Genomic DNA, 21,409 nt, shown 5'->3' on the forward strand with positions numbered 1-21,409 from the left:
GATCAGCGGGTTGGGGCCAGGGTGCGGGCCAGTGCGGGTAAGGGCGGGTGTGCAGATGAGGGTTGGGCGACTGCAGGCGCACTACAGGTCGGAGAGAACACGCCAGAAGGCGATCTCGACCCGCCGGTTGCGCGCACGGCCTGCCGGGGTGTCGTTCTCCGTCGCGTAGCAGCAGACGCCGCGTCCATCGACGTTGAGCTCTGCGTCAGCCAGATGCGGGTGGCGTGCCCGCAGGTACTGCGCGACCGCAGCAGCGCGCTGGCGGGCCAACAGTTCATTGGCAGCCGCAGGTCCGACGTTGTCGGTGCGGCCCCGGATGTCGATTCGCCGGATGCCGTCGCCCTTGGCCGCGGCATCGATCACGGCACGGGCAGCGGCCGTGAGCACCGCGCTCCCGAACGGAAAGCTCACAACGAGCTCGGACACCAGCGGTTCGCCCGCGTCCTCGGGCACGATCGCGGTTCGCTGCGCAGGGGGCAGCGGTGCCTGGGGTCCGGCGATCACCAAGGTCTCGCCGGGGCTCAGCGACTGGGCGATGACCGCATCCGACCTCGGGGTGGAGTCAGCTCGCGCATCAGCCGATCCTGCACGCGGCGGATCGACGGCCAGCGTCTTCGGCGTGACGACGGGGCAGGCGGGCGGTGCGCACGTGGCGAACCGAGCCTGGCGGCCGTGGTCCAGCTGGGCGATCGACAGCCCTGCCGCGGCGCGCGCCGAAGTGGCGGGCGGCTGAGCGGCCTCTGGCCGTGACGGGAGGGCGCCTGTTGGGGGTGTGCTGCACGACGACGCGGCGCCAACGGCCGTCACCGCGAGCACAGGCACGGCCAGAAGCCGAAGCGCACGTCGCGTCATGGCGCCACCCTCGCAGCCAGCAGGACGGGCGCCGCTTGCGCCGCCTGCACAGGCCGCTGCGATGTCGCCGCAACGGGACGTTTGGCCGCGCCGCTGGCGGAAGGCAGCCGGCGGTAGACCTTCCAGGCGTAGCTGGCACGCGCCGCCGTGCAGGCCTCGCCCTTGAGCTGGCTGCAGGCGGCGTTGTAGGCGCCGACCGCGTTCCAGGAGGCACCGTGCCGAGCGAATGCGTCGGCCAGCAGCCACGCGCCGACGTGGATGTTCGTGCATGGGTCGTAGAGCTGCGCCTCGCCGATGCCATGCCGCGCGAGCGTCGGAAGGTGGGAGCTGTTGATCTGCATGAGCCCGATGTCGTAGGAGCCCGTGCGCTGCAGATGCGATCGGTTCACGGCGCGAGGGTCGAGGTTGGACTCGACACGCGCCACCGCGACCAGCAGGTGGGGCGACAGCCCGTAGCGCTGCGCAGCCTGCTCCCAGCAGGCCTGGGCCTGCAACGGCGCCCAGCCGGTGGCGAGCGCTGCCAGCAGCCAGGGTCCTGGCATCGGCCTGGTCAAGGACCTTGGCGCGGGGAACAATAGCGGCACCTGCATGGATCGACCCGTGACGTCTTGGTGGACAGGGCGACGCCGTTGCTGTCGGCCAGGCGTGGCCGAGTGCGGGGCGTCGAGCGACGGGTGAGGACCGGCGGAGCGGTCAGGGTCGGAAGCGGGTGTGGAGCGGGTATTGAGCGGGTATCGAGAGCGGGCCTACGGACAGGTGACCTGCGGCGTGTGAGGGACGAAGCCCCAGCACCACCGCGCCGTCACCTCTCGCCTCATCCGGGGCGGGACGGGCGCCCGCGCGCGGCTCGGTCGGCCATGTTCAGCCGGGCCTGGCGCAGCACCAGCGTGTCGGCGCCCTCGTGCTGGCGGCACAGGGCCACGCAGGCGGTGGTCAGCTGGTCGAGCTGGAACTTGGGGTTGGGGTGGCGGTTGGCAGGCGAGCGCTGCACGGCCAGCAGAAGCTCGTACTGCGGGCGCCACATCGACTCGCGGCGTCTGGGCGTCAGCGGCGGGCGCAGCACCAGCTGCGTTCCCAGGAAGTCGAAGATCCGCGCTGGCGCGTCATCGTGCAGGAAGACCAGCGACACGCAGGCGCTGATGAGGTCCGGGAAGCGGAAGGTCGGCGACACGTTGCCCTCGCTGCGCAGCACCGTGAACAGCCAGTCGTGCTCCTCGAGCCAGAGCCGGGTCTCGATGGTCTCCGGGTGTTCGCTGTCTTGGGCGCCGGAGCCGGAGTTGCCAGCCTGGGTGGCGACGTCGCAGCGGGCAGCGGGCAATGCAGAGTACATGGCGCGGTCCTCGTTCGGTGGCTTCAGGATCTGAAGGCCGTGCTCTGTCGAGCGCGTGACCGAAAGGGTAGGAGCCGGCCGCCGCCGCGGCGCCACGGAATGGCGCGTTTGCGAGGGGGGTTTCGACGCCGAGCCGGGCGCAGGGCTACTTCGCCTGCATCTCCATCGCCGCCTTGTACTCCGCAGTGAAGTCCACGCCCGTGTCCATCGTCGGGTCGATCTGACGGGATGCCTTGTACAGGCGACTGTGGGAGGCGCCAACGCGGGCCATCGGTGCCTGGCCATAAAGGCAAGTCGGGCGGTCACGGTGCTAGCGATGGTGAAGATCTACCTACCGGCCCGGCGCACGCTGTTGTCGGTGCACCCGGAGCATGCTGGAGGCGGGACTCAAAGCCCGAACGATGTGGCAGCCGGTTGCGGATGCCGCCATAGCCCACTGCACCGTGACCGTTGCCGTGGCAAGTGCCCGACGGCAGCCACTTGATCAGCGAATTCTGAGCTGCTCAAAGCCCCCAAGGGCGCACCACGACCGTCGCCATCCAATCGTCGGTAGAGTGCCTGCACCGTTGATCCGCGGGGCTCACGGTCGTCTAGGAAACCCGGGCGACTCTACTCGCAAGGCAGAATGAGTTCGTAAGGGAGGACGAAATGACAACTGCCAGCCCGCTTGGCACGGGGGAACTCGGCGCACCGCCGGCCGCCATCTGGGTGCGCTTCCTGCGCAGCTATGGTCCGACACCGCAGAACCTGACCATGTTCGACGAATATGTGTCGGGTGCCGTTGGCCGAGCGAAGGTGCAGCCGATCCAGCTGGCCACCCCTTTGCTTGAAGACATGGTCAAGCGCATCGAGTCCAAGGCGCCAGGCTCCATGTTGATCGCCGGGACTGCCGGCGATGGGAAGACCTACCACTGCCGCGCGTTGTGGGCTCGCCTCGGCGGCGATCCAAAGGCTTGGTCGGCCAAAGGCAATGTCAAGGAGCTCCGCTTGGCCGATGGCCGATTGGCGGTCTTCATCAAGGATCTATCCGAGTTCAACGGCCAGGAGAGCGACCTGCCGCTTCAACGCCTGGAGCGATCGGTGCTCGGCGGGGACGACTCCGAGGTTCTGGTCGTCGCGGCCAACCACGGCCAGGTGCTCGACCGCTTGCGTGACATGGGCAAGCGCCAAGGCCGCAGGCATCCGCTGCGAACGCCGCTCCAAGAGTGCTTCCTGCAAGCTGGGCCTGCGCCTGAGCGTCTGGCCGTGTTCGATCTCAGCCGCACAACGACCCGCAAGACATTCGAAGAGGTTGCCAAGGCCGTTGCCGGGCATCAGGAGTGGGAGAACTGCTCCCGCTGCGCGTTAAGGGCAGACGGCAAGGTCTGTCCGATAGACGAGAACCGCCGCCGGCTGCTTGGAGATGCCGATGGCGGCCAGCTCGCTGGCCGACTGGGCGACCTCATCGAGATCGCCCGCCTGAACGGGCTGCACTTGCCTGTCCGCGACCTGCTCGCGCTTTGCGCGAACATGGTCCTGGGCCACTCCGATGCCAAGGAGGCCAAAGAGAACCTCATGACCTGCGCTGATGTGGCGAAGATCCAAGAGGCCGGCAACGTCAGCAAAGCCAGCGTCTACGCCAATGCGTTCGGGGCCAACCTGCCTAGGCGCAGGGCTGCGGACCGCCCCGTCTTCAAGGCGATGGCGGGGTTTGGCGTTGGCGAGGAGACCACCAATGCCGCCGATGGCCTGCTGGTGTATGGCAAGGACGATTCCCGGCTGCAGGCCGACTTCGCCCGCTTGGTCGCCAGCGACCCCATCTACGGCGCGACCGCGAACTACCTTCAAGCCCAGGAGAACTATCTGGAAGGCCATGAGGGCGCGCGGCTTGACGGAGGCGCCGACGAGTTCATGGATATGCTTGAAGACCAACGGCGCAGGCTCTACTTCACGCTGCCCAGCGACGAGCTCGGCTACTCGCGCTGGGCCATGACTGTCTTCCGCTACGCGGGCGAATACCTGGAAGTCATCGAAACGCTGGCCGAGGGCAAGAAGCAGGTCAGCGAGGCGGTCCGCTCTCGGATCGCCAAGGGTCTGAACCGCGTCCTGACCGGCTTGCTGCTTGAGAACACCGACCGCGTGTTCATCGCCAGCTCCGGCGGATTCACGCAAAGCCGCGTAAGCGTGCTCTGCGACCACGAAACCTCTGCCAGGCGCCAGCAAGGCGTCGGCATGGCCTTCCGCCTCAATTCGCTAACTGGCCGGCCCTATCTAGAGGTTCAGCTCGCGCCAGGGGCGGCCAATCGAGTTGCCTTCGATCTCACGCCCATCCGGCACGAATTCCTCTCTCGGGTGGCGGAGGGGTCGCTGCCTGCGAGCTTCTCCAACGAGTGCCTCGAAGACCTGCTCGCGTTCAAGTCCAAGCTGCTGCGCAAGGCCGAGACGGTGCGCAAGAACGGCGTGGCCGAAGATGACGAGGTGGGGGGCGACGAAGCTGCCATGACGCTGGACTTCATCGAGATCGAGCCTGGCGGGCGTGGCTTGACCCGACCCGTGACCGTGAGGGCGCCGGTATGAGTAGGACCATCAAGCGGCCCTTGATCAAGAGCGTCGATTTCTGTGTTGACGAGAACATCTGGGGCCATCGCCTCTACGACGAGCAGCTCCCACACTTAACCGTGCTGGAGTTCCTGGGCGTCTTGGGGTCAAACCTCGATAAGCCCCTGCGGCCCCATGATGGCCTCGGGGGTGCCGTCCAGTTCAAGCCGCAGCGCCAGATGCGCCTGCGCGGGCTGCTCTTCAACAACCCATATGTCGAGCCCATCGCCGAGAGCAAGCTGGCCGACGACGAGAAGTGGCGCCAGTGGCTTTTGAAATTCGAGCAAGGCAGCACAGGCAACGGAGACGGCGCCGCCGACTTGGCCTACCTGCGCCGGTCGTTCAACAGCTTCGACGACTTCGCCAAGGCCATCGAGCTGCTGCGTTCTTCATCCTTTGAGTCCCGAAGCAACAAGCGCTGGAGCTCCAAGTTCGTCTTCCCTTTCGGCCCCGATGCGCTTTACGAGGACTTGCAGATCGACGCCAAGGGCAATATGAGCAACGACCGGCGCTTCTTTGCGAGGACCGGAGAGCTGCTCTATTTGATGCTCGCCCGGGCCAGCAGGGGTGCCGAGCTTGGCGACCTGTTAGCCAAGCGGCTATTCGAGCGCTCCGCGCCCATGAACCGCTTGGCCAGGGCTCTGCAAGGCGCCCCGCAGCTTCCCGAGGAATCGCGCCAGTCCGGTTACCTGCCTGAGGTCTCCAACCCGCGCTTCGATCAAATGTGCGAAGACTGGCTCGCAATCCTCTCGCGGGACATGCCGGTCTATGACGCCTTGGAGCACCTGATCGCAATCACGGGGCTGAACATGCTGCTCTACTTCCTTGAGCGCGCCAAGCGGGTCGCAGGGGACGATGAGCCGGTCGAGTTTGTCTGCGAGATCGTTTCCAAGGATGGCCGCAAGGTCCGGGCGCTCTCCGGCGACAGCTACCAGGCGAACCAGGGCTGCCCGGAGAAGGCGGTCCGCGCCCATGTCGAGTCCATACGGAGCCAGCAGGCCTGGATCGACGCGGGTTCGGCGGAGTTTCCCGACGCCGAGCGCGTGAAGCTGCTGCGCGAGGCCTTCCAATGGCCACAAGGGGACGACAGGGACGACGAGGGCTACGCAAGTCGCAAGCCCGATGAGCTGGTCTCCAAGCTTGTTGAGCTAGCGCTCCAACGGCATGGCCAGCATGTGGGCAAGATCCATGCGGCATGGTCGCGGGCGATTGGGCTGAGCTCGCGGCGCCTTTCGCGCCGATACCGCTACGCCCCCAACGACCGGCTCCTCAAGTCGATTGTCATCGCCATCGTCGGCGACCGCATGCAGTTCGACGAGTTCCTGGTCGAGGCCAAGCGCCGCTATGGCTTGATCGTTGGCGATGCCGAAGGCGCTCGCTTGGTCGAAGCAAAGTCCATCGACCAGGCCGAGCTCAGCGAGAACCGCGACAACCTGGAGTCCCGGCTTGTGGGCCTCGGCTTGGTGCGCAGGCTCTCGGACTCCTGCTCGTTTGTTGAAAACCCGTTTGTGTCCGAGCTGGAGGCCGCATGCTGACCGATCGCATCATCGGGCGCGTCGGTGCGGAGATCCTCTCCAAGCGCCTCGCCAACCCCGGGCAGGCGGGTGACTCCGTCGCACTCTTCCGGCTCGACAAGCTCTCGCCGAGCCAAGTCGCCGCCGTGGCCCGGGCTGTTCTAGGCAGGCCCGACTTGGTCGCGCGCGTTGATCTGATGATTCCCGAGGGACTGGTCTCGGGGCAGGGCATGCCGCAGGAGATCCTGATCCAGCAGAACGCTGGCTATGTGCGCAACAATGCTGAGACCCAGAAGGAGGCAATCCTCACGGCCAGCGGCAGCGAGCACAACCTCGCCGACACGCTGGCGCACGTCACGCCCATCGGGGCCAAGGAGATGCGCTCCGAGGCCCAGCCCTGGGTGGATGCGGCTCTCCAAACGGGTGGCCTTTCCCCCGTCCCCGACGACCGCGCGGTCTTTCATGCGGCGATCGGTGGCCTGCTTGCCGCGACCGAGCCCTCACTTGTCCAGCTTGGCGAGTTCTGCGCCGAGATCGTCGAGGCGATCTCCACGCGGGGACTGCCGATCCGGGACGCGGTGGGCTATGCCTTGCCGCGGGCCGCTCTTCCGAGGGACAGCGGCTACTTCTCCAATGCAAAGACCTTCGGGACCGCCCGCGGCCCGTGGCAGAAGGCCTTCATCAAGCTGTTGACCCAACGGGCGCCGCTTCTCAGGAAGATCCGCCAGAACGGCCAGCCGCTTGATGCCGACGAGCTCCTTGAGCGGATCGAGGCCAACGCCGACGAGATCGCCGAGGGCGCGCGCCTAGCACTGGCGGCCTTCGCTGCCGCACCCATGGGGGACTTGGAGGCCGCCGCCGACCTCGCTGAGTTCGAGTGGGAAGCCGATGGTGTTTTCCTGGCCTTCGACAAGCCCAAGGAAAAGCAGCAAGGCCTTGCCGACACAACGCTGCGCTTCTTCGACCACGACTGCGACGAAGAGAACGCCTTGGAGCCGGAGGCGCGCAGGCTGCTGGAAGAATTGAAGTCGCGCGAGCGCCGGGCCGAGTTCACGCCGGAAGACGAGGAATTCTTCGCCTCCCACCGCCGCTTCCTGGAGCGCGACTCGAAACTGCTCTCCCGTTGGGAGAAGGCCTTGTTCGGTAAGCCCATCGAGTGCTCCGACTTCTTCGATGGCTTCGCGCGAGTGGTCAACAACCTTCACGCCGGCCTGGAGGACGCCAGCGGAGAGCGCATCTTGCGATTCACCGTCAACAAGGGCAGGACCGAGTGGCGCGAGCGCTTCAACCATGACGCCGGCTGCTTCTTCTCCGCCATGTATCGAGGGCTCCGGGAGCTGATGGGGGCCAAGGTCGATTGGAAGGTGACGCGCATGACCGCGGCTGACCTGCCCGATCCCCTGTTCGAGTTCGAGCGCTTCATCGCCAAGGAGCGCCAGATCGCCGAGAGCCGCAACAAGAAGTTCAAGGCCGTCACCTCGCTTTCGCGGCAGGCCTTGCAAATCAAGTTCGATGTCGAGCTGCTCAAGTTCTCTGGCGGGGCCGAGTCGAAGATCAGCAAGACCCAGTTGCTGTGGAGTTACAAGCCCACCTCGATCGGCCTATCGATGGTCGCCGACATGCGCCGCCTCCTGGAGAAGGGGGCGGTGGGCTGCACCGAAGTCCCGCGCCGCTTGGTCAGCAAGAAGGGCGGAGTTCAGCACGTCTCGCTGCTCGACACGGGTACGCTTGAAGCCACTTACTCCACCGACGCCGGCTCGCTGGTGCCGGCGGCGAACAAACTCCGCAGCCTTCGGGCCGAAATCAAGAGCCAGATTAAGGCGCTCTTCGAGGAGGGGCGGCTGACGCAGAGCCAACGCGATGAAGTCCGCGGCGCATGGGACGCCTTCGAGGCCGACTACATCAAGGCCGTGGAGGACTTTGCTTCGATTGGCCTGCATGGCGAGGCGGTCATGCGCCAAGCCGAGTCCTTCGGCGCGCTGCTGAACACCCTGATGGCCCATGCCCGCGGCGATGTCTGCCGCTCTCGGCTGGTCTCCGAGGTCCTCTCTGTGGGCACGGTCCGCGTGGCCGGCGACAACCCCGCCTTGATCATCCCCCCTTGGCACCCGGAGCGGATGAAGGCCCTGGCGGTCAAGTCCCACCGCGTGGCCGGCTTCGCTACCCATCTGCTATCGAGCGGCAACATCCTCTATGGCGACCGCGACATCTTCATGCGGGAGCTTGCCGACGAGCTCGCTCATCCCTTCTATCCGGAGATCGCCGTCTTGGGCAAGGGCGGCTCGCCCAAGCTGGTGAGCGAAAGCAGCACGGTCAATGGATACAGCCTCCTAGAGGCGCCCGTCCGAGGCGACGAGGACGCCATGACCGACGTGGACCCTGCGGCGGCAGCCAAGCAGGCCAGGGAGCTTTTGGAGCGCTATGTGGACCTCCAGCCCCACGAGGCTTCGAACCTCAGCGTGGTGCTCTACAACGCCGATGCCGCCGAGCTTCCCCTCTCCACCGTGCGCGAGCTCTCGTCGATCCAGGAGGAGGGCCGGTTCCAATGCAGCGTCTCGGTCCGGCACGCCGACCAAGCGAAGCTGCGCAGCGTCTACGGCGAGCTGGTCAACAAAGCCGGCGACGATCCGGACTTGCCGGTGGTCAGCGAGACCAGCGACAACTTCATCTCGAAGCTGCGCATAGCCGTCTCACCGATCTCATCGACGCCCAGCGAAAGCGCTCAAGGCTTCAAGGCCTTCGATGTCGCCTTCCTGCACGATGTGGTCGCGCGCTCAGCCAAGGAAGAGTGGCTGCCCGTCGCATGGACCAATGAGCGCCCGAACCTGGAGCATGCGCCCTCGCGCTGGTCCTACCGAAGCGTGTCCGGCGAGGACGAGCTTAAATCGACGACCTTCCTGACTTGCCCTTGGCAGACCGCCTCGGGCTGGGCCTATGTGGCCGCCGTGGCCGCCGTCTGCAACCAAACGGACGCGGTGCCCGACAAGCGGGTACTACCCGCGCGGCGCATCTCGCTTCAAAGCCAGGACCTCGCCGCGCTCATCAAGGACGCCCACGACCTGGCCGAGTGGGTGGCCACCTACGACGAGCTGCTCGACAAGAGGCAACTGCAGCACAACAACATCACCGTCGTCCGATACCGCCGCGGCTCCACCAATGGCCGCAACATGATCGTCAGCTCGACCTCCGAGCTGCGGCTGCTTGGTGTCCTGGTACGGCGCCGGCTCGACGAACTGAACCTGCCACTGACCGATGAGGAGATCGCTGGCGCGGCGGAGAAGGCTAAGCGCGACGCCCTGTCGGTCTCCGGAGACATCGTCCTGCGTGCGGCCAAGCGAGGGGTCTCCGCTGGCGAGATGATCGGCCTAGTCCTCAGCCGCCATCTGCTCTCCGAGGAGTTCAAAGCTCAGGCCAACGGCGGTCAAGTCTTGACCGCCTACTTCTTGCTCGACGACTACGCGAGCTGGCTCTCGCAGCCTGAAAGCCGGATCGCCGACATCCTCGCGATCAACGCCGAGGAAAAGGATGGCGAAATCCGCGTCACGATCTCCGTGGTCGAGTCGAAGTACGTCGCCGCCGATGGCTTGGCGCAGGCGAAGCGCAGCTCCAAGGACCAACTGCTTCAAACCCTGGGCAAGTTCCGCGAGGCGCTCTTCGGGGATCCGGGGCGCCTCGACCGGGATGTCTGGCTCGCGCGGCTGGCCGACATGCTGATCGATGCGGATATTCCGCCTGGCATGACGGGCCTCATGGAGCGCGCGCGCGCGAAGCTTCGCGAAGGCTCCGTCGAGATTTCGCTGAGGGGCTATTCGCAGGTGTATGTCCACACCCCGGAGGCTGGATCCGGCTCTGCCTCGCATCAAGAGCTGCTGCTGGATGAGATCGGCGTGAAGGCCTGGCAGGAAGTCTTCGATCGGGAGGACCTGCGAAAGCTCGTGGCCGCCTACGCCCAGAACGGATCAGCCCTCCAAGCCCGCGCCGGCCTCGGCCCGCACGAGCCCTGGTCCGGCCACAGCTTCAAGACGCCCGCCCCGCGCGTGCCCTGGCTTGCCGCCATGGGGCAGCTCGCGAGTGGGGCCGCCGAGGCTTCCGTCGAAGGCTCAGTGGAGGACGCCAAAACTGCTGCTCTGACCAAGCCCCCAGCGCAAGAGCCGACGGCTCCTGCCCAAAACACGGTCCAAGGCAGCGCCGAGGCTCAGACTTCGACCCAGCGGGCCTCGATGCCCTCCTTGCCTTCCAATCCCAGCGCGGCATCGTCCCTGGCCGCGCTCGTGGCTTCCAAGTTCGCAGGCGGCGCCCAGTCTGACGCCGAGCGCGAGGCCTGGGCCGAGGAAGTCACCAAGAAGCTCAAGGCCGCCCTCAACAGCTATGGATTCCAAGCCGCCATCCTCGGAACGCGGCTGACCCCCAACGGCTGCCTAGTTCGGCTGGCGGGGTCGGATCGCCTGCGCGTGGAGGACATTGAGAACAAGCGCACCCAGCTTCTGACCACGCACGCTATCAGCCTTGTCACGGTCCAGCCCAAGCCGGGCGAGATTGTGGTGACAGTCGCCGGCGCCAAGCGGCAAGCCGTTTCGCTTTGGGAGCTGTGGGCGCGCAGGGAGCTCAATCGCAATGTCGCCGGCATCAACACCTCATTCCTGCTTGGGCTCCAGGAGATCAACGGCGCGCTGCTGTATCTGAACCTCGGCGCCGAGTTCGGAGGCCTCTCCTCCCACGAACCGCATTCGCTGGTGGCCGGCGCCACGGGCAGCGGCAAGTCGGTCTTGATCCAAGCGTTGCTGCTGGACATCGCCGCCACCAACTCCAAGGAGCAGGCCCAGCTCATCCTGATCGACCCGAAAATGGGCGTCGATTACGCCCCCTTGGCCGACTTGCCTCACATGCGCGACGAGATCGTGACCACCAAGGAGAAGGCTGGCGAGGTCCTGGAGGCGCTCGTGCAGGAAATGGAGGACCGCTACCGAGCGTTTGCCAAGGCCCGCGCGCGCGACCTGCCGACCTACAACTCAAAGGTTTCGGTTGCCGAGCGGCTTCCCATGGTTTTCTTGGTCCATGACGAGTTCGCTGACTGGATGCTTGACGACGCCTACAAGGGAGCCGTTGGCGCGGCTGTGCAGCGCCTGGGCGTCAAGGCCCGCGCGGCCGGGATCCACTTGATCTTCGCGGCCCAGCGCCCGGACAAGGATGTGATGCCGATGCAGCTTCGGGAGAACTTGGGCAACCGCTTGATTTTGAAGGTCTCCAGCGAAGCCACCTCGAAGATCGCCCTCGATCGCCCCGGCGCGGAGCTGCTGCTGGGCCGAGGACACTTGGCCGCAAAGCTCAACGGCGAGCAGGGTTTGGTCTTCGCGCAGGCTCCGTTCCTTTCGGACCAGGACATCGAGGCCGCGGTGGCCGCAGTTGCCGCGGACAACCAATGACGAGAACCAAGGAGAGCGGCCATGGCTAAGAAGTGGCAATCTAGCCCTCACGCGATCGCCGACATTCGGGACTGGAATGGCAACGGCACGCTGCTGCTGCAGCCTGACTACCAACGGCGAGAGGTGTGGGGCGATGCAGCGCGCGTCATGCTGATCGACAGCATCCTCAATGACATCCCGATGCCGAAGATCTTCGTGTCCAAGGCTATCAAGGACATGAGGACCTATCGCAGCGTGATCGACGGCCAGCAGCGGATCACGACGATCTTGGCCTATCTGAACGACGACTTCCGGTTGGAAGACCCCTACAGCGGCCCCTATGTCGGGAAGAAATTTTCGGAGTTGCCGCAGGAGGTTCGGGACGACTTCTTGCTCTACTCGATTGATTTCAACGAAGCCTCTGGCTTGCCGCAGGACGAGCTTCGAGAGGTCTATTCCCGAGTCAACAAATACTTGGTGCCGCTCAACCGGCAAGAACTCAGAAAGGCCGACTTCCCGGGTGAGTTCTTGAAGGTCTCTGAGGAATTGGCCAACCTCGATGCGCTCGACGACATGGGGCTTTTCAACGCGACCGCGCGCCGGCGTTCGCTTGATGTCGAATACGTAAGCGAACTGCTGGCGGCGCAGCTGCGAGGCATCAGCGACAAGAAGGATGCCATCGACGAATGCTGTCGCGACTACGCGGCCTGGCCGCAGGCTGAATCAGCCGCCGCGCGAGCGGAGTTCGAAGGCGCTGTATCGGATGTGGCGATGATCTTCGATGCGACCTTCCCGATGAAGAAGACTCGCTGGAAGCAGAAGGCCGACTTTTATTCGCTCTTTTTCGCGGTCCTCTCTCTCAAGCGCGCGGGCCTGGCCTTGCCGGCGGATTTGAGCTTCCTGCGGCAAGACCTGATGGTGCTGGACAAACGCATCGCTCCCACCTCGGAGGTGCGAATCCTGAGCAGATACGCCGTCTACTGCGTATCCCAGGCGAACTCAGCTTCAAGCCGAAATTGGCGAATGGCGTTCATTAGGGCCATCTTGCGAGGTACTTACGCGGGCTCCATCCAAGACAAGGAGCAACGAGATATCGTGTCGGAAACAGCAAGCGACATCAGATTCGCCATTGATCCCAATTTCAATGGCGATGGCTGCCCGCCCGCGGAAGGCTTTGTCTGCGGCGGTTGCGGCGGCTTCGACGAGGGCGTGACGAGCCTGGGTAACTCGATCCTCTACTGGCCGGCAGGAAGCTCGGTGTTCCAGTTGTCGAACGCCAAGTGGGCCCATTCCAAGTGCAAGGACGACGTGGATGCGGCGGCCATGATTGACGGGGCGGAGATCCCGGGCGCGGTTGATGACGAGCGCGACGATGATGCAGCCGATGCCGGCCAATAAGTCGATGCGGGCCTGGGCATGAGCCAAATCGCGCTGTTTCGCAACCTCAACAGCGGCTACACCATCGACGACCAGATCGCTGGCGATGATGGAAAGGTCTACATCGTTGGCGAGCGCATCGCAGCGGGCGGCAACGCCGTTGTCCACGAGTGCAACGAGAAGGTCTCAGGCGACAGCTTTGCCGTCAAGTTTCAGCTGGAGCTGCGACAGCGCCGCCGCGAGCGATTCCATCGCGAAGTGGAGCTACTTCGCGGATTTGACGACCCGCACATCATTCGCTTTGTCGCGACTGGTGTGGCGCAAGGGGCGCGAACTGATCGAATCATGAGAAGCGGCCGGTTCGTGGCGCAGCATCGAGGCAGGGATGAGGAGTTGCCTTTCGTGATCCTCATGAAGGCCTCCGAGGACCTGGGAAAACACGCAAAGTCGCCCCAGAAGATTCCTCCTGCGACCTACCTTGCGCAATTCTTGGGGCTTTCCAGAGCCCTGGTGAAGATCAACGAGAGAGCCCTGCATCGCGACATCAAGCCAGAGAACATCCTTGTGGTCGGGGATGCCTGGGCTATCAGCGACTTCGGCTTGTGCGATCTGCATGAGGGCGGGCCCGACCTCTCGCGAGTGGACGAGAGGATCGGACCTGCGCAATGGATGTCGCCCGAGGCCTTCAACAAAAACTTGGGCTGCCTTGACGTGATCGGGCAGACATCGGACGTCTTTCAGTTGGCATCCGTCTTTTGGTATGCGACCTGCGGGAGGCATCCGACGGGCATCGTGCGAGACGCCGACTGGCGTGGTCCTCCGGAGCTCTATCCGATCATGGAGCGAGCTTTGCTCCACAACTGCCAGAAGGGGTCTCCTCGTTTTCAGTGCAATAAGTGACGGTACGAAAAGCTAGCACTGGCGCGGAGGTGGTGTTGGTAGATCGTTGATTTCATTGACTTTCCTGTTCACTTTCAAATCTGCGATTCGTGGCGTCAAACCGTGGTCGGTTTCATCCATTGGTGCCAGTTATCGATGCATTTGGCCGCGAAGGCAGGATTTGGTCAGCATAGCGGTCAACCGGGAAGCGAAACACACCCCGCAAGTTGATGCTCTCCAGCCTGGTGGGCGCAATCTTCCCGATCAGTTCCGGTGGAATGACCTGGCGGCGGTTCGACCAGCGATCCAGGACCGCCTGCATCTGTGAGGTATTCCACGCCATCACGATGTTGGCCATCAGGCTCAACGCATCGGCCACAGCCTGCATTTCATCGACACGTTTGGCCTGCGCCGGGCTGATCCGGCCGGTATAAATGGCGCGCTTGAGGGCGTTAACAGCCTCGCCCCGATTGAGCACCCGGCGCAACTCGTTCCTGAAAGCGTCCTTGACAAAGTAGTCAGCCAAAAACGCCGTACGCAGCAACCGCCCCAATTGCACGCCAGCCTCATAGATTGGATCGCCCTGGGCGGCAGAACCGAACCGCGCAAGAGCTGCCACCGCACTGGCATGTCCGCTCATGACCGAGGCTGCCAGGTGCACCAGACTATCCCAATGCTTTTCGATCAAAGCGACGTCGACATTGGCTTCGCACACCGCAGCGATTTCTGCGGGCACTTTGGTGCCGCGTGGCACAAAGAGGTGGCGCTGTTTGAGTTCCTTCAACCGCGGGCAAAGATCAAAACCAAGCAAACGGGCATGTGACATGGCAAAGTCGGTGTAGCCATGGGTATCCACAGCAAGCTGGCTGGTCTCCAGCTTTTCTTGGCGGATGACACCTTCAATGGCCACGCCCGCCTGGCGCTCATTGAGCACAAAGGGCTGCGCATGGAAGATGCCCCACCGGTCTTTTACATGGGAGTAGATTCCAATGGAAGGTGTGTTGCGCCGAGGATCAAGCCGGGCTTGCCACACCCGTTTGGTGGTCTCCATGCTCATCATGTCAGAAGATGCCAAATCGGACCGCCCCCAGGTGGCGGCAATCGGGTGTCGCTGCATGAATTCCAGCACAGCCTGGCAGGCCTGGCTCAGACGCCGTTCGTCCCGCGCCCAGCGCATGGCCTGGCGAATGCTGGTGGCAGACAATTGCGGAATCATGCGCGCGCATTCGACCGCAGTCAGACTGGTGCCGTGGGCCATGATGCCGGCATAGACCATCAGCAGCTCGTCGGTAGAGCGCGGCTCACGTCCGAGCATGATCCAGCTAAAGCGCACCTGGGCGTCAACGGCCAGAATCACTTCCGGCAATTGAACCTCACCGATGCGGTGATCCAAAGCCGCGCGCAGCTTGGTCACTTCTGGGTCTTCGTCCTCTGCGGGCAATGGCGACAAATGGAGTTCATCATCCACGCGCAGTACGCCACTGCGGGCTGCAGCGGCCACCGCATCGACACCGGCAGTTACTCTGGCCAGCAAAGGCTTCAAGAAAGTGGCAGCCTTGCTGGGTAACGATAGACGGGCATAGTGTTTCTTGGACTCTGCCTGCCAACGCTCGTCCGTGAAGAACAAGCGCGCACGACCCCGAAAGCTCAGGCTGTGCTCAATCCAGACCGAGCCATTGCGCACCGCGCGGCGCAGGGCAAACAGGGTGGCCACCTCCAACGCCTGAAACGCCCGTTCCCGGTCTGGGCTGGAGATCGAAACCTGCCAGATCATTCCCAGACTTGGTGCCACCACTTCAACTGGCAGCTTTCTGGATCCTTTGAGATATAAAGCTTGCAGCTTGGCAAGGTACTCGATGGCAGGATGCTCGCCGGTGGCCTGCCAGGGCAGCTTTGCAATGGCGACGAGCAACGACCGCACGGGGCGAATTCCATCAATCAATCCCTCGCGGACCAGGGAGGCCCTGCTCGGTGGTTTGCGTTTCTGGGTTTCGGTGATCAAGGCTTCAAGACGGGCACGCAACTCAGCATCTGGCACCGCACCTTGCGCGCTCAAGGCAACAAGTTCGCCGAGCAGCGTTTTGTACATTGCGGCCCAATTGACGGTAGCGGGGACATCGGCGGCAGCCTGACGCCACAGATCGGCGATCCGGCGCTGCACCATAAGGATCAACTGGTCTGTGGTGGTGAACAGGCAATACCGAAGAAAGCATGCGACCTCCACGGTGCGCGCTGGCTCTTTGATCTTGGCTCCGGCTGAGGGCGGCCTGGAGACAAGTCGGCGCGCGTAGCGGCGCAAGATGAGATCGGGGATGTCTGCCAGGTGCTTATGAACGTCCAGCGTGTAAAGCAGGTCGATGCGCTCCAGTACCTCGCTGATTTGGCGGGTTGAGTGTTTCGCCGGTGCAGCCCATAGCCAACTCTGCTGGGTTTGTCCATCTGGGCGCAGCTCTGAAACTGAGGCTCGCCAGCGATCAAGTGTTGCTGGATCAACGCTGGCGGCGATGGCGGTGCCTGTTTCAACTTCAAGCTGGGCAAGTGCCGCCGCAATCAGTGTCCGAATTGCCCGCTCGTGCACGATCACCAGCTTGTTCTTGTACAGCCATTGACGCGCCCGCACGAGTAGCTGATCGCGGTCGGCGCAGCGCGCCACTTCGTCGCGCAGTTCACGTACCAGTGAGCGGCGCTGGTGCTCGCTCATCCACTGGAATCCAAGGACCGTGCAGGCTACTTGTTGGTGATCGAATAGCGTGCGCCCGCGTTCATACATGGCTCTCAGCGAGGCGACTTCTGGTGCTGCAATGCCAAGCTCGTTGCCAAGGTGGCGCCACAAGGCTACTGGAATTACCCGAAAGGCACCGAGCAAACGCCCACTCATGCGCAGGAAACCAATATGGAGCGCCAGACCAAGCTTGTGGGAATCACCTCGGCGTGCATTGATTGCGTCGCGCTCGGCACCATCGAAGGTGAAAAATGCCTTCATCTCGAAGTCGCTGATATCGCGGGGGAGCCCACGCATCCCCAAAAACGTTGTGTGCCAACCCTGCATCGTGAACCTCAAAAGTGGGAGGCCACCATACCCGTTTACAAAGCGAACAGGAAAGTCAATGAAATCAACGGTCTACCCAGACCACCCCCGCGCCAGTGCTAGCTTTGCGTACCGTCACTTATTGCACTGAAAACGAGGAGACCCCTGGAAGGCCTGCGTGCCGATCACGTCTGTCGCGACCTGCCCGCTGATGCACAACACCGGAACGGAATCACTGATCGCGTCGAGCAAGCCGGTCATCGTGTTACCGACACCCGGTCCGGAGGTCACCAGCACAACCCCGAGCCGGCCCGTGCTGCGCGCATAACCTTCGGCGGCATGGACCGCCGCCTGCTCGTGTCGGACGAGCACATGGCGCAATCGCGGCTCGGTGAACAGTGCGTCGTACAAGGGCAGCGCAGCACCGCCCGGGTAGCCGAAGATCGTGTCGACGCCGCAGGCCACCAGCGCATCCAGCAGGATCTGCGCGCCAGTGCGTGTGGCAGGCACGCCGGCTGCACCCGTAAGCTGTTCGGAAAGTTGCGCATCCATGATGGAGATTCTTCAGCGTTTGAGTCAGAATTTGCTTCGATCTTCTGCCCCTTATCAATGAAAGCACCGAAAAACGTTCGACAGAAGTCGATATCCGCGGAACAAACCCCGGCTACTTACGACAAATTCGACCTCGCGATCCTGCGCGAGCTGCTCACCGACTCGCGCCGGACACTGCAGGAGATCGGCGCCACTGTGAAGCTCTCGCCGACGACCTGCTGGAGCCGCATCAAGCGCCTCGAGGCGGACGGCGTGATCAAGAGGTATACGGTCGATGTCGAGCGCACGCGCCTGGGTTACCAGGACACTGTCATCGTGCAGCTCACACTTGCGAGCCACACCGACCAGACGCTGTATGAATTCGGCCGCATCCTCTCGCAGATTCCGGAGGTGATGGATGCGTACCTGGTTTCCGGCGATTACGACTACTACATCCGCATCGCGGTGAAGGACACCCGAGACTACGAACGGCTGCTACGGGAGAAGCTCTACAAGATCCCAGGCATTCGGCACAGCAAATCCAGCTTCGTGCTGCGTGTGCTCAAGGACGGGCACGTGCCCGTCGGGTGATCCGCGTTGAACCTTGCCGCCGATCACCAGTTCGTCGTCGCTATTCAGCCTTGATGCCCTGTTCCTTGACCACCTGCGTGAAGAGCTTGATCTCACGTGAGACGCGGCGATCGAGCTCCGCGGGCGAACCTGCCACGATGCTCACGCCCTGGGTGTCCAGGCGGGCCTTGACGTCCGGGTCGGTCAATGCAGCCGCGGTGGCCGCATGCAGCTTGGCGATGATCGGCTGCGGCGTGCCTGTGGGCACGAATGTGCCGATCCAGGTGTCCGACTCGTAACCCTGGAGAGTTTCGCCGATCGTCTGGAAGTTGGGCAGAAGGGGGGAGCGGTCCTTGGATGTAATGGCGATGGCCTTGAGCTTGCCGCTCTGGATGTGAGGCATCATGCCGCCCATGGTGCTGAGGACCGCGGGAACTTGGTTGCCCATGACGTCCGCCATCGCAGGGCCTGCGCCTTTGTAGCCCACATGCACGAGCGGCTGGTGGGACATGGCCTGGAGCACGGCGCCGGCAAAATGCCCAGGCGATCCGACCCCACCGGTGGCGTACTGGCGGAATCGCGGATCCTTCTGGCCCAGTGCGAGCCACTCGGTCAAGTTGCTCGCGGGGACGGACGGGTGGACTGCGAGTACCTGCGGCAGGAGCCCGACGAGGGTCACGCCTCGAAGGTCCTTCTCGGTGTCGAACGGCAGTGAGGCCATCATTGCCTGGTTGATGCTGTGGGATGACACAGTGAACAGGACCGTATAGCCGTCCGCCGCGCTCTTTGCAACGTAGTTCGTCGCAATGGAGCCTCCGGCACCCGGCCGGTTCTCGACGATGACCGTCTGGCCGAGCTTCGCAGCGAGCTTGTCGCTGATCGCTCGCGCCGCCGCGTCAGCGCCCCCGCCTGGAGAGAAAGTGACGATCAGGCGAACCGGCTGGCGAGCAGGGTAGTTGTCCGCCGTCTGGGCTTGCGCGAGAGGTGCTGCGATGAGCAGCGCGGCAGCTGGGAGCACGGCGAAAAGTTGGCGCGAATGCATGGTTGTCTCCATTCTTGTCGGAGGGCGGCAATGCCCTTCCTCACCCACTATAGGAATGGGCCCTGCCGCGCACCACTACGGATTCGCGCTAGGGGTATCGCCGGCAGCTATGGCTGCGTGTCCGGGATCGCGTCGATGAACCACTTCTCGGCGCCGATCACCTGGTCAGCGATTTCACGCAGCACGTCGCGGACGCAGCCCGCTGCCGGTGACAGGTAGCCGAGGCGCGAGTACGCCAGGGTCGCGCGGCGAATGATCCTGGGTTCGATGATGTTCGCCCTCAGCAGATCCGCGGCCACATGCAACGCAAGAGCCGAACGCGGCACGATCGTTCCGGCACCGCCTTTCGCGACCATCAGGAGCAGTGTCTGGATCGAGCTGGCCTGCGCCTTGACGATCGGGAGGACGCCAGCCTCCGTGAACGCGCGGTCGACAAGGTGCCGCAGCGTCGTGGCATGCGTCGTCAGCATCAGCGGAACGCGCGCGATTGACGCCAACGTGAAATCGGCACCCTCGAGGACAGGAGCATGTCTCGGTTGGGCGAAGTACAGGCTCTCTTCAAGCAAGGGCTCTGCATGGATGCCGGGAAGCGTGAGGTCGTCAACGAGCACGCTGAGATCCACTTGCTGGTTGATCAGGTGCGCCGGCAGATACGAACTGGGGCTTTCGTAGACCTCCAGGGAAATCCCCGGGAAGCGCATCTCCAACGCACCAACGAGGGGGCCAACCAGCACGAGGGCGAGGCTGCTCGGCAGGCCGAGCTTGACCGGGCCTCCGATCTCGCCCACGGAGTTGCGAACCGCGTCCTGCGTCTGGTCGGCCATCTTCAGCATCTGCTGCGCATGCCGGTATAGCGCGTGTCCAGCGGGGGTGGGCGTCACACCGCGCACGCTGCGATGGAGCAATTGAACGCCGAGTTCCTGCTCGAGCTGGCCCATTTGCTGGCTGAGCGCCGGCTGCACGATGTGCACCATCGACGCGGCGCGCGAGAGCGATCCGCATTCGACGACCGCGACGAAGTAACGCAGTTGGCGCAGTTCCATGGGCGCTCATTCTGCCCGGGCGTGGAGCGCAGGCGTGCGCCCCACGCTGCTCTCACAGCGGACCGCCCTGCATTACCACGCGGTTCCGGATCCACTCCTCGACTTGCGACGCCGGGTAGCCGAACTCGGCGAGGACTTCGGACGTATGCTGCCCCAGCAGCGGCGGGGGCAGCCGCACCGTGCCATCGCGCAGTCCGTCCATGGTCACCGGATTGCCCACCTGGCGCATCGTCCCAAGGGTAGGGTGCTCGAAGGTCTCGACCAGCCCCAGCGCTTGCACCTGCGGCTCCGCGAATGCGTCGGCGATGTCGTTGATCGGTCCGGCAGGGATACCTTGTTCGACCATCCGCGCCGTCCATGTGGCACGGTCCTGCCGTCCGAGAGGAGCTTCCAGCAGCGCCTTCAGCTCCGTGCGGTGCTGCACCCGGTCCGCGTTCGTCAGGAACCGCGGATCCGACACCAGGTTTTCAAGCCCGACGAGCCGGGCCAGCTTGACCCATTGGTCCTGCGTCGCTGCACCCACGGTGAGGGGGCCGTCCTGAGCCTCGAACACGCCATACGGCGCTATCACGGGATGGACGTTGCCAGCGGGCCGGGCCACTTCGCCCAGCGAGAGGTAGCGCTGACCCTGTACGCTGAGCAGGCCCATCAGGCTGGCGAGGAGCGAAGTCTCGACCTTCTGGCCATGGCCGCTGCTGTGCCGCTGGATGACCGCGCCAAGGACTCCCACTGCGGCCCACATCCCGGACGTGAGGTCGCCGATCGCAACGCCCACGCGTTGCGGCCCCGACTCCGGACTGCCGGTGAAACTCATGAATCCGGCGAAACCCTGTGCGACCTGATCGAACCCCGGCCAGCTGCTCTTGGGTCCATGGCTGCCGAACCCGGTGATGCTCGCCAGGATTAGCGCTGGGTTCAGCGCATGCAGCTCGGCGAGCGACATGCCCATCTGCTCCATGACACCCGGCCTGAAGTTCTCCACGACGACATCGACCTTGGCTGCCATCTCGCGCAGGATGCGCGCGCCTTCGGAACTGCGGAAGTTCAGCGCAACACTTTTTTTGTTGCGATTGCCGCTCAGATAGTAGACGCTGGTGTCACCCGCGAACGGACCCCACTCTCGCACCATGTCGCCGCCGGGCAGCGGCTCGATCTTGAACACTTCGGCGCCGAGGTCGCCGAGGATCATCGCGCAGAACGGGCCGGAAAGGGCGCGTGACAGGTCAAGCACCTTGATGCCGGCCAGTGGAAGGGTATGACTCAT

13 protein-coding genes and 1 pseudogene are annotated in these 21,409 nt (G+C 64.0%); 6 read left to right on the forward strand and 8 right to left on the reverse strand.

Annotation, left to right across the window (positions count from 1 at the left end):
- Positions 1-81: 81 nt before the first annotated feature.
- The 3 genes from HQN59_RS11205 to HQN59_RS11215 all read right to left on the reverse strand — a co-directional run bounded on the left by HQN59_RS11205 (position 82) and on the right by HQN59_RS11215 (position 2,182).
- A complete protein-coding gene (locus HQN59_RS11205; RefSeq protein WP_176069144.1) occupies positions 82-852 on the reverse strand; it encodes an OmpA family protein in 771 nt (256 codons plus the stop codon).
- Positions 849-1,442 carry a lytic transglycosylase domain-containing protein gene (locus HQN59_RS11210; protein ID WP_246294841.1) on the reverse strand — a complete coding sequence of 198 codons (594 nt, stop codon included), beginning with the start codon at positions 1,440-1,442 and terminating at the stop codon, positions 849-851. Before HQN59_RS11210 ends, HQN59_RS11205 begins: the two co-directional genes overlap by 4 nt.
- Positions 1,443-1,666: 224 nt before the next feature.
- Positions 1,667-2,182 (reverse strand): hypothetical protein, encoded by a 516-nt coding sequence (locus tag HQN59_RS11215; protein WP_246294842.1) that lies wholly within the window; start codon positions 2,180-2,182, stop codon positions 1,667-1,669.
- 648 nt (positions 2,183-2,830) lie between these two features.
- Here HQN59_RS11215 and HQN59_RS11220 point away from each other — a divergent pair.
- The 5 genes from HQN59_RS11220 to HQN59_RS11240 are packed head-to-tail and all read left to right on the forward strand — an operon-like array spanning position 2,831 to position 13,952.
- Complete coding sequence (locus tag HQN59_RS11220; RefSeq protein WP_217704033.1) at positions 2,831-4,738, forward strand: hypothetical protein; 1,908 nt, start codon at positions 2,831-2,833, stop codon at positions 4,736-4,738.
- 20 nt (positions 4,739-4,758) lie between these two features.
- Entirely contained in the window at positions 4,759-6,294 is a 1,536-nt protein-coding gene (locus tag HQN59_RS11225) for a hypothetical protein (RefSeq protein ID WP_425342713.1), read from the forward strand.
- On the forward strand, positions 6,288-11,696 hold the full coding sequence (locus HQN59_RS11230) for an FtsK/SpoIIIE domain-containing protein (RefSeq protein ID WP_176069147.1): 5,409 nt from the start codon (positions 6,288-6,290) through the stop codon (positions 11,694-11,696). The genes HQN59_RS11225 and HQN59_RS11230 overlap by 7 nt, the downstream gene beginning before the upstream one ends.
- A gap of 21 nt (positions 11,697-11,717) precedes the next feature.
- Complete coding sequence (locus HQN59_RS11235; protein ID WP_176069149.1) at positions 11,718-13,073, forward strand: DUF262 domain-containing protein; 1,356 nt, start codon at positions 11,718-11,720, stop codon at positions 13,071-13,073.
- 18 nt (positions 13,074-13,091) lie between these two features.
- Complete coding sequence (locus HQN59_RS11240; protein ID WP_176069151.1) at positions 13,092-13,952, forward strand: protein kinase domain-containing protein; 861 nt, start codon at positions 13,092-13,094, stop codon at positions 13,950-13,952.
- A gap of 112 nt (positions 13,953-14,064) precedes the next feature.
- Here HQN59_RS11240 and HQN59_RS11245 read toward each other — a convergent pair whose 3' ends face one another.
- A complete protein-coding gene (locus HQN59_RS11245) occupies positions 14,065-16,980 on the reverse strand; it encodes a Tn3-like element IS1071 family transposase (RefSeq protein ID WP_003049965.1) in 2,916 nt (971 codons plus the stop codon).
- Between the two features lie 144 nt (positions 16,981-17,124).
- Positions 17,125-17,511 (reverse strand): annotated as a pseudogene (locus tag HQN59_RS11250) (thiamine pyrophosphate-binding protein); the annotation flags it as partial.
- 57 nt (positions 17,512-17,568) lie between these two features.
- Here HQN59_RS11250 and HQN59_RS11255 point away from each other — a divergent pair.
- Positions 17,569-18,081, forward strand: a complete 513-nt coding sequence (locus tag HQN59_RS11255) for an Lrp/AsnC family transcriptional regulator (protein WP_176069153.1) — start codon at positions 17,569-17,571, stop codon at positions 18,079-18,081.
- A 40-nt stretch (positions 18,082-18,121) separates the two neighbouring features.
- Here the strand turns inward: HQN59_RS11255 and HQN59_RS11260 are convergent, their stop codons facing one another.
- The 3 genes from HQN59_RS11260 to HQN59_RS11270 form a co-directional block, all read right to left on the reverse strand.
- Complete coding sequence (locus HQN59_RS11260) at positions 18,122-19,102, reverse strand: tripartite tricarboxylate transporter substrate-binding protein (RefSeq protein WP_176069156.1); 981 nt, start codon at positions 19,100-19,102, stop codon at positions 18,122-18,124.
- A gap of 107 nt (positions 19,103-19,209) precedes the next feature.
- Positions 19,210-20,145 (reverse strand): LysR substrate-binding domain-containing protein, encoded by a 936-nt coding sequence (locus HQN59_RS11265; protein WP_176069158.1) that lies wholly within the window; start codon positions 20,143-20,145, stop codon positions 19,210-19,212.
- Positions 20,146-20,197: 52 nt separating this feature from the next.
- A complete protein-coding gene (locus tag HQN59_RS11270) occupies positions 20,198-21,409 on the reverse strand; it encodes a CaiB/BaiF CoA transferase family protein (protein WP_176069160.1) in 1,212 nt (403 codons plus the stop codon).

It is taken from the genome of Rhizobacter koreensis (assembly GCF_013366375.1).
GTDB classification, from domain to species: Bacteria; Pseudomonadota; Gammaproteobacteria; order Burkholderiales; family Burkholderiaceae_C; genus Schlegelella_A; species Schlegelella_A koreensis.

Bases quoted from the DNA above. Each gene is read 5' to 3' on its own strand.
- HQN59_RS11270 (WP_176069160.1), bottom strand. From the start codon at position 21,409: ATGAGTCATACCCTTCCACTGGCCGGCATCAAGGTGCTTGACCTGTCA.
- HQN59_RS11255 (WP_176069153.1), top strand. From the start codon at position 17,569: ATGAAAGCACCGAAAAACGTTCGACAGAAGTCGATATCCGCGGAACAA.
- HQN59_RS11235 (WP_176069149.1), top strand. From the start codon at position 11,718: ATGGCTAAGAAGTGGCAATCTAGCCCTCACGCGATCGCCGACATTCGG.
- HQN59_RS11265 (WP_176069158.1), bottom strand. From the start codon at position 20,145: ATGGAACTGCGCCAACTGCGTTACTTCGTCGCGGTCGTCGAATGCGGA.
- HQN59_RS11215 (WP_246294842.1), bottom strand. From the start codon at position 2,182: ATGTACTCTGCATTGCCCGCTGCCCGCTGCGACGTCGCCACCCAGGCT.
- HQN59_RS11245 (WP_003049965.1), bottom strand. From the start codon at position 16,980: ATGCAGGGTTGGCACACAACGTTTTTGGGGATGCGTGGGCTCCCCCGC.
- HQN59_RS11240 (WP_176069151.1), top strand. From the start codon at position 13,092: ATGAGCCAAATCGCGCTGTTTCGCAACCTCAACAGCGGCTACACCATC.
- HQN59_RS11205 (WP_176069144.1), bottom strand. From the start codon at position 852: ATGACGCGACGTGCGCTTCGGCTTCTGGCCGTGCCTGTGCTCGCGGTG.
- HQN59_RS11260 (WP_176069156.1), bottom strand. From the start codon at position 19,102: ATGCATTCGCGCCAACTTTTCGCCGTGCTCCCAGCTGCCGCGCTGCTC.
- HQN59_RS11210 (WP_246294841.1), bottom strand. From the start codon at position 1,442: ATGCAGGTGCCGCTATTGTTCCCCGCGCCAAGGTCCTTGACCAGGCCG.
- HQN59_RS11230 (WP_176069147.1), top strand. From the start codon at position 6,288: ATGCTGACCGATCGCATCATCGGGCGCGTCGGTGCGGAGATCCTCTCC.
- HQN59_RS11220 (WP_217704033.1), top strand. From the start codon at position 2,831: ATGACAACTGCCAGCCCGCTTGGCACGGGGGAACTCGGCGCACCGCCG.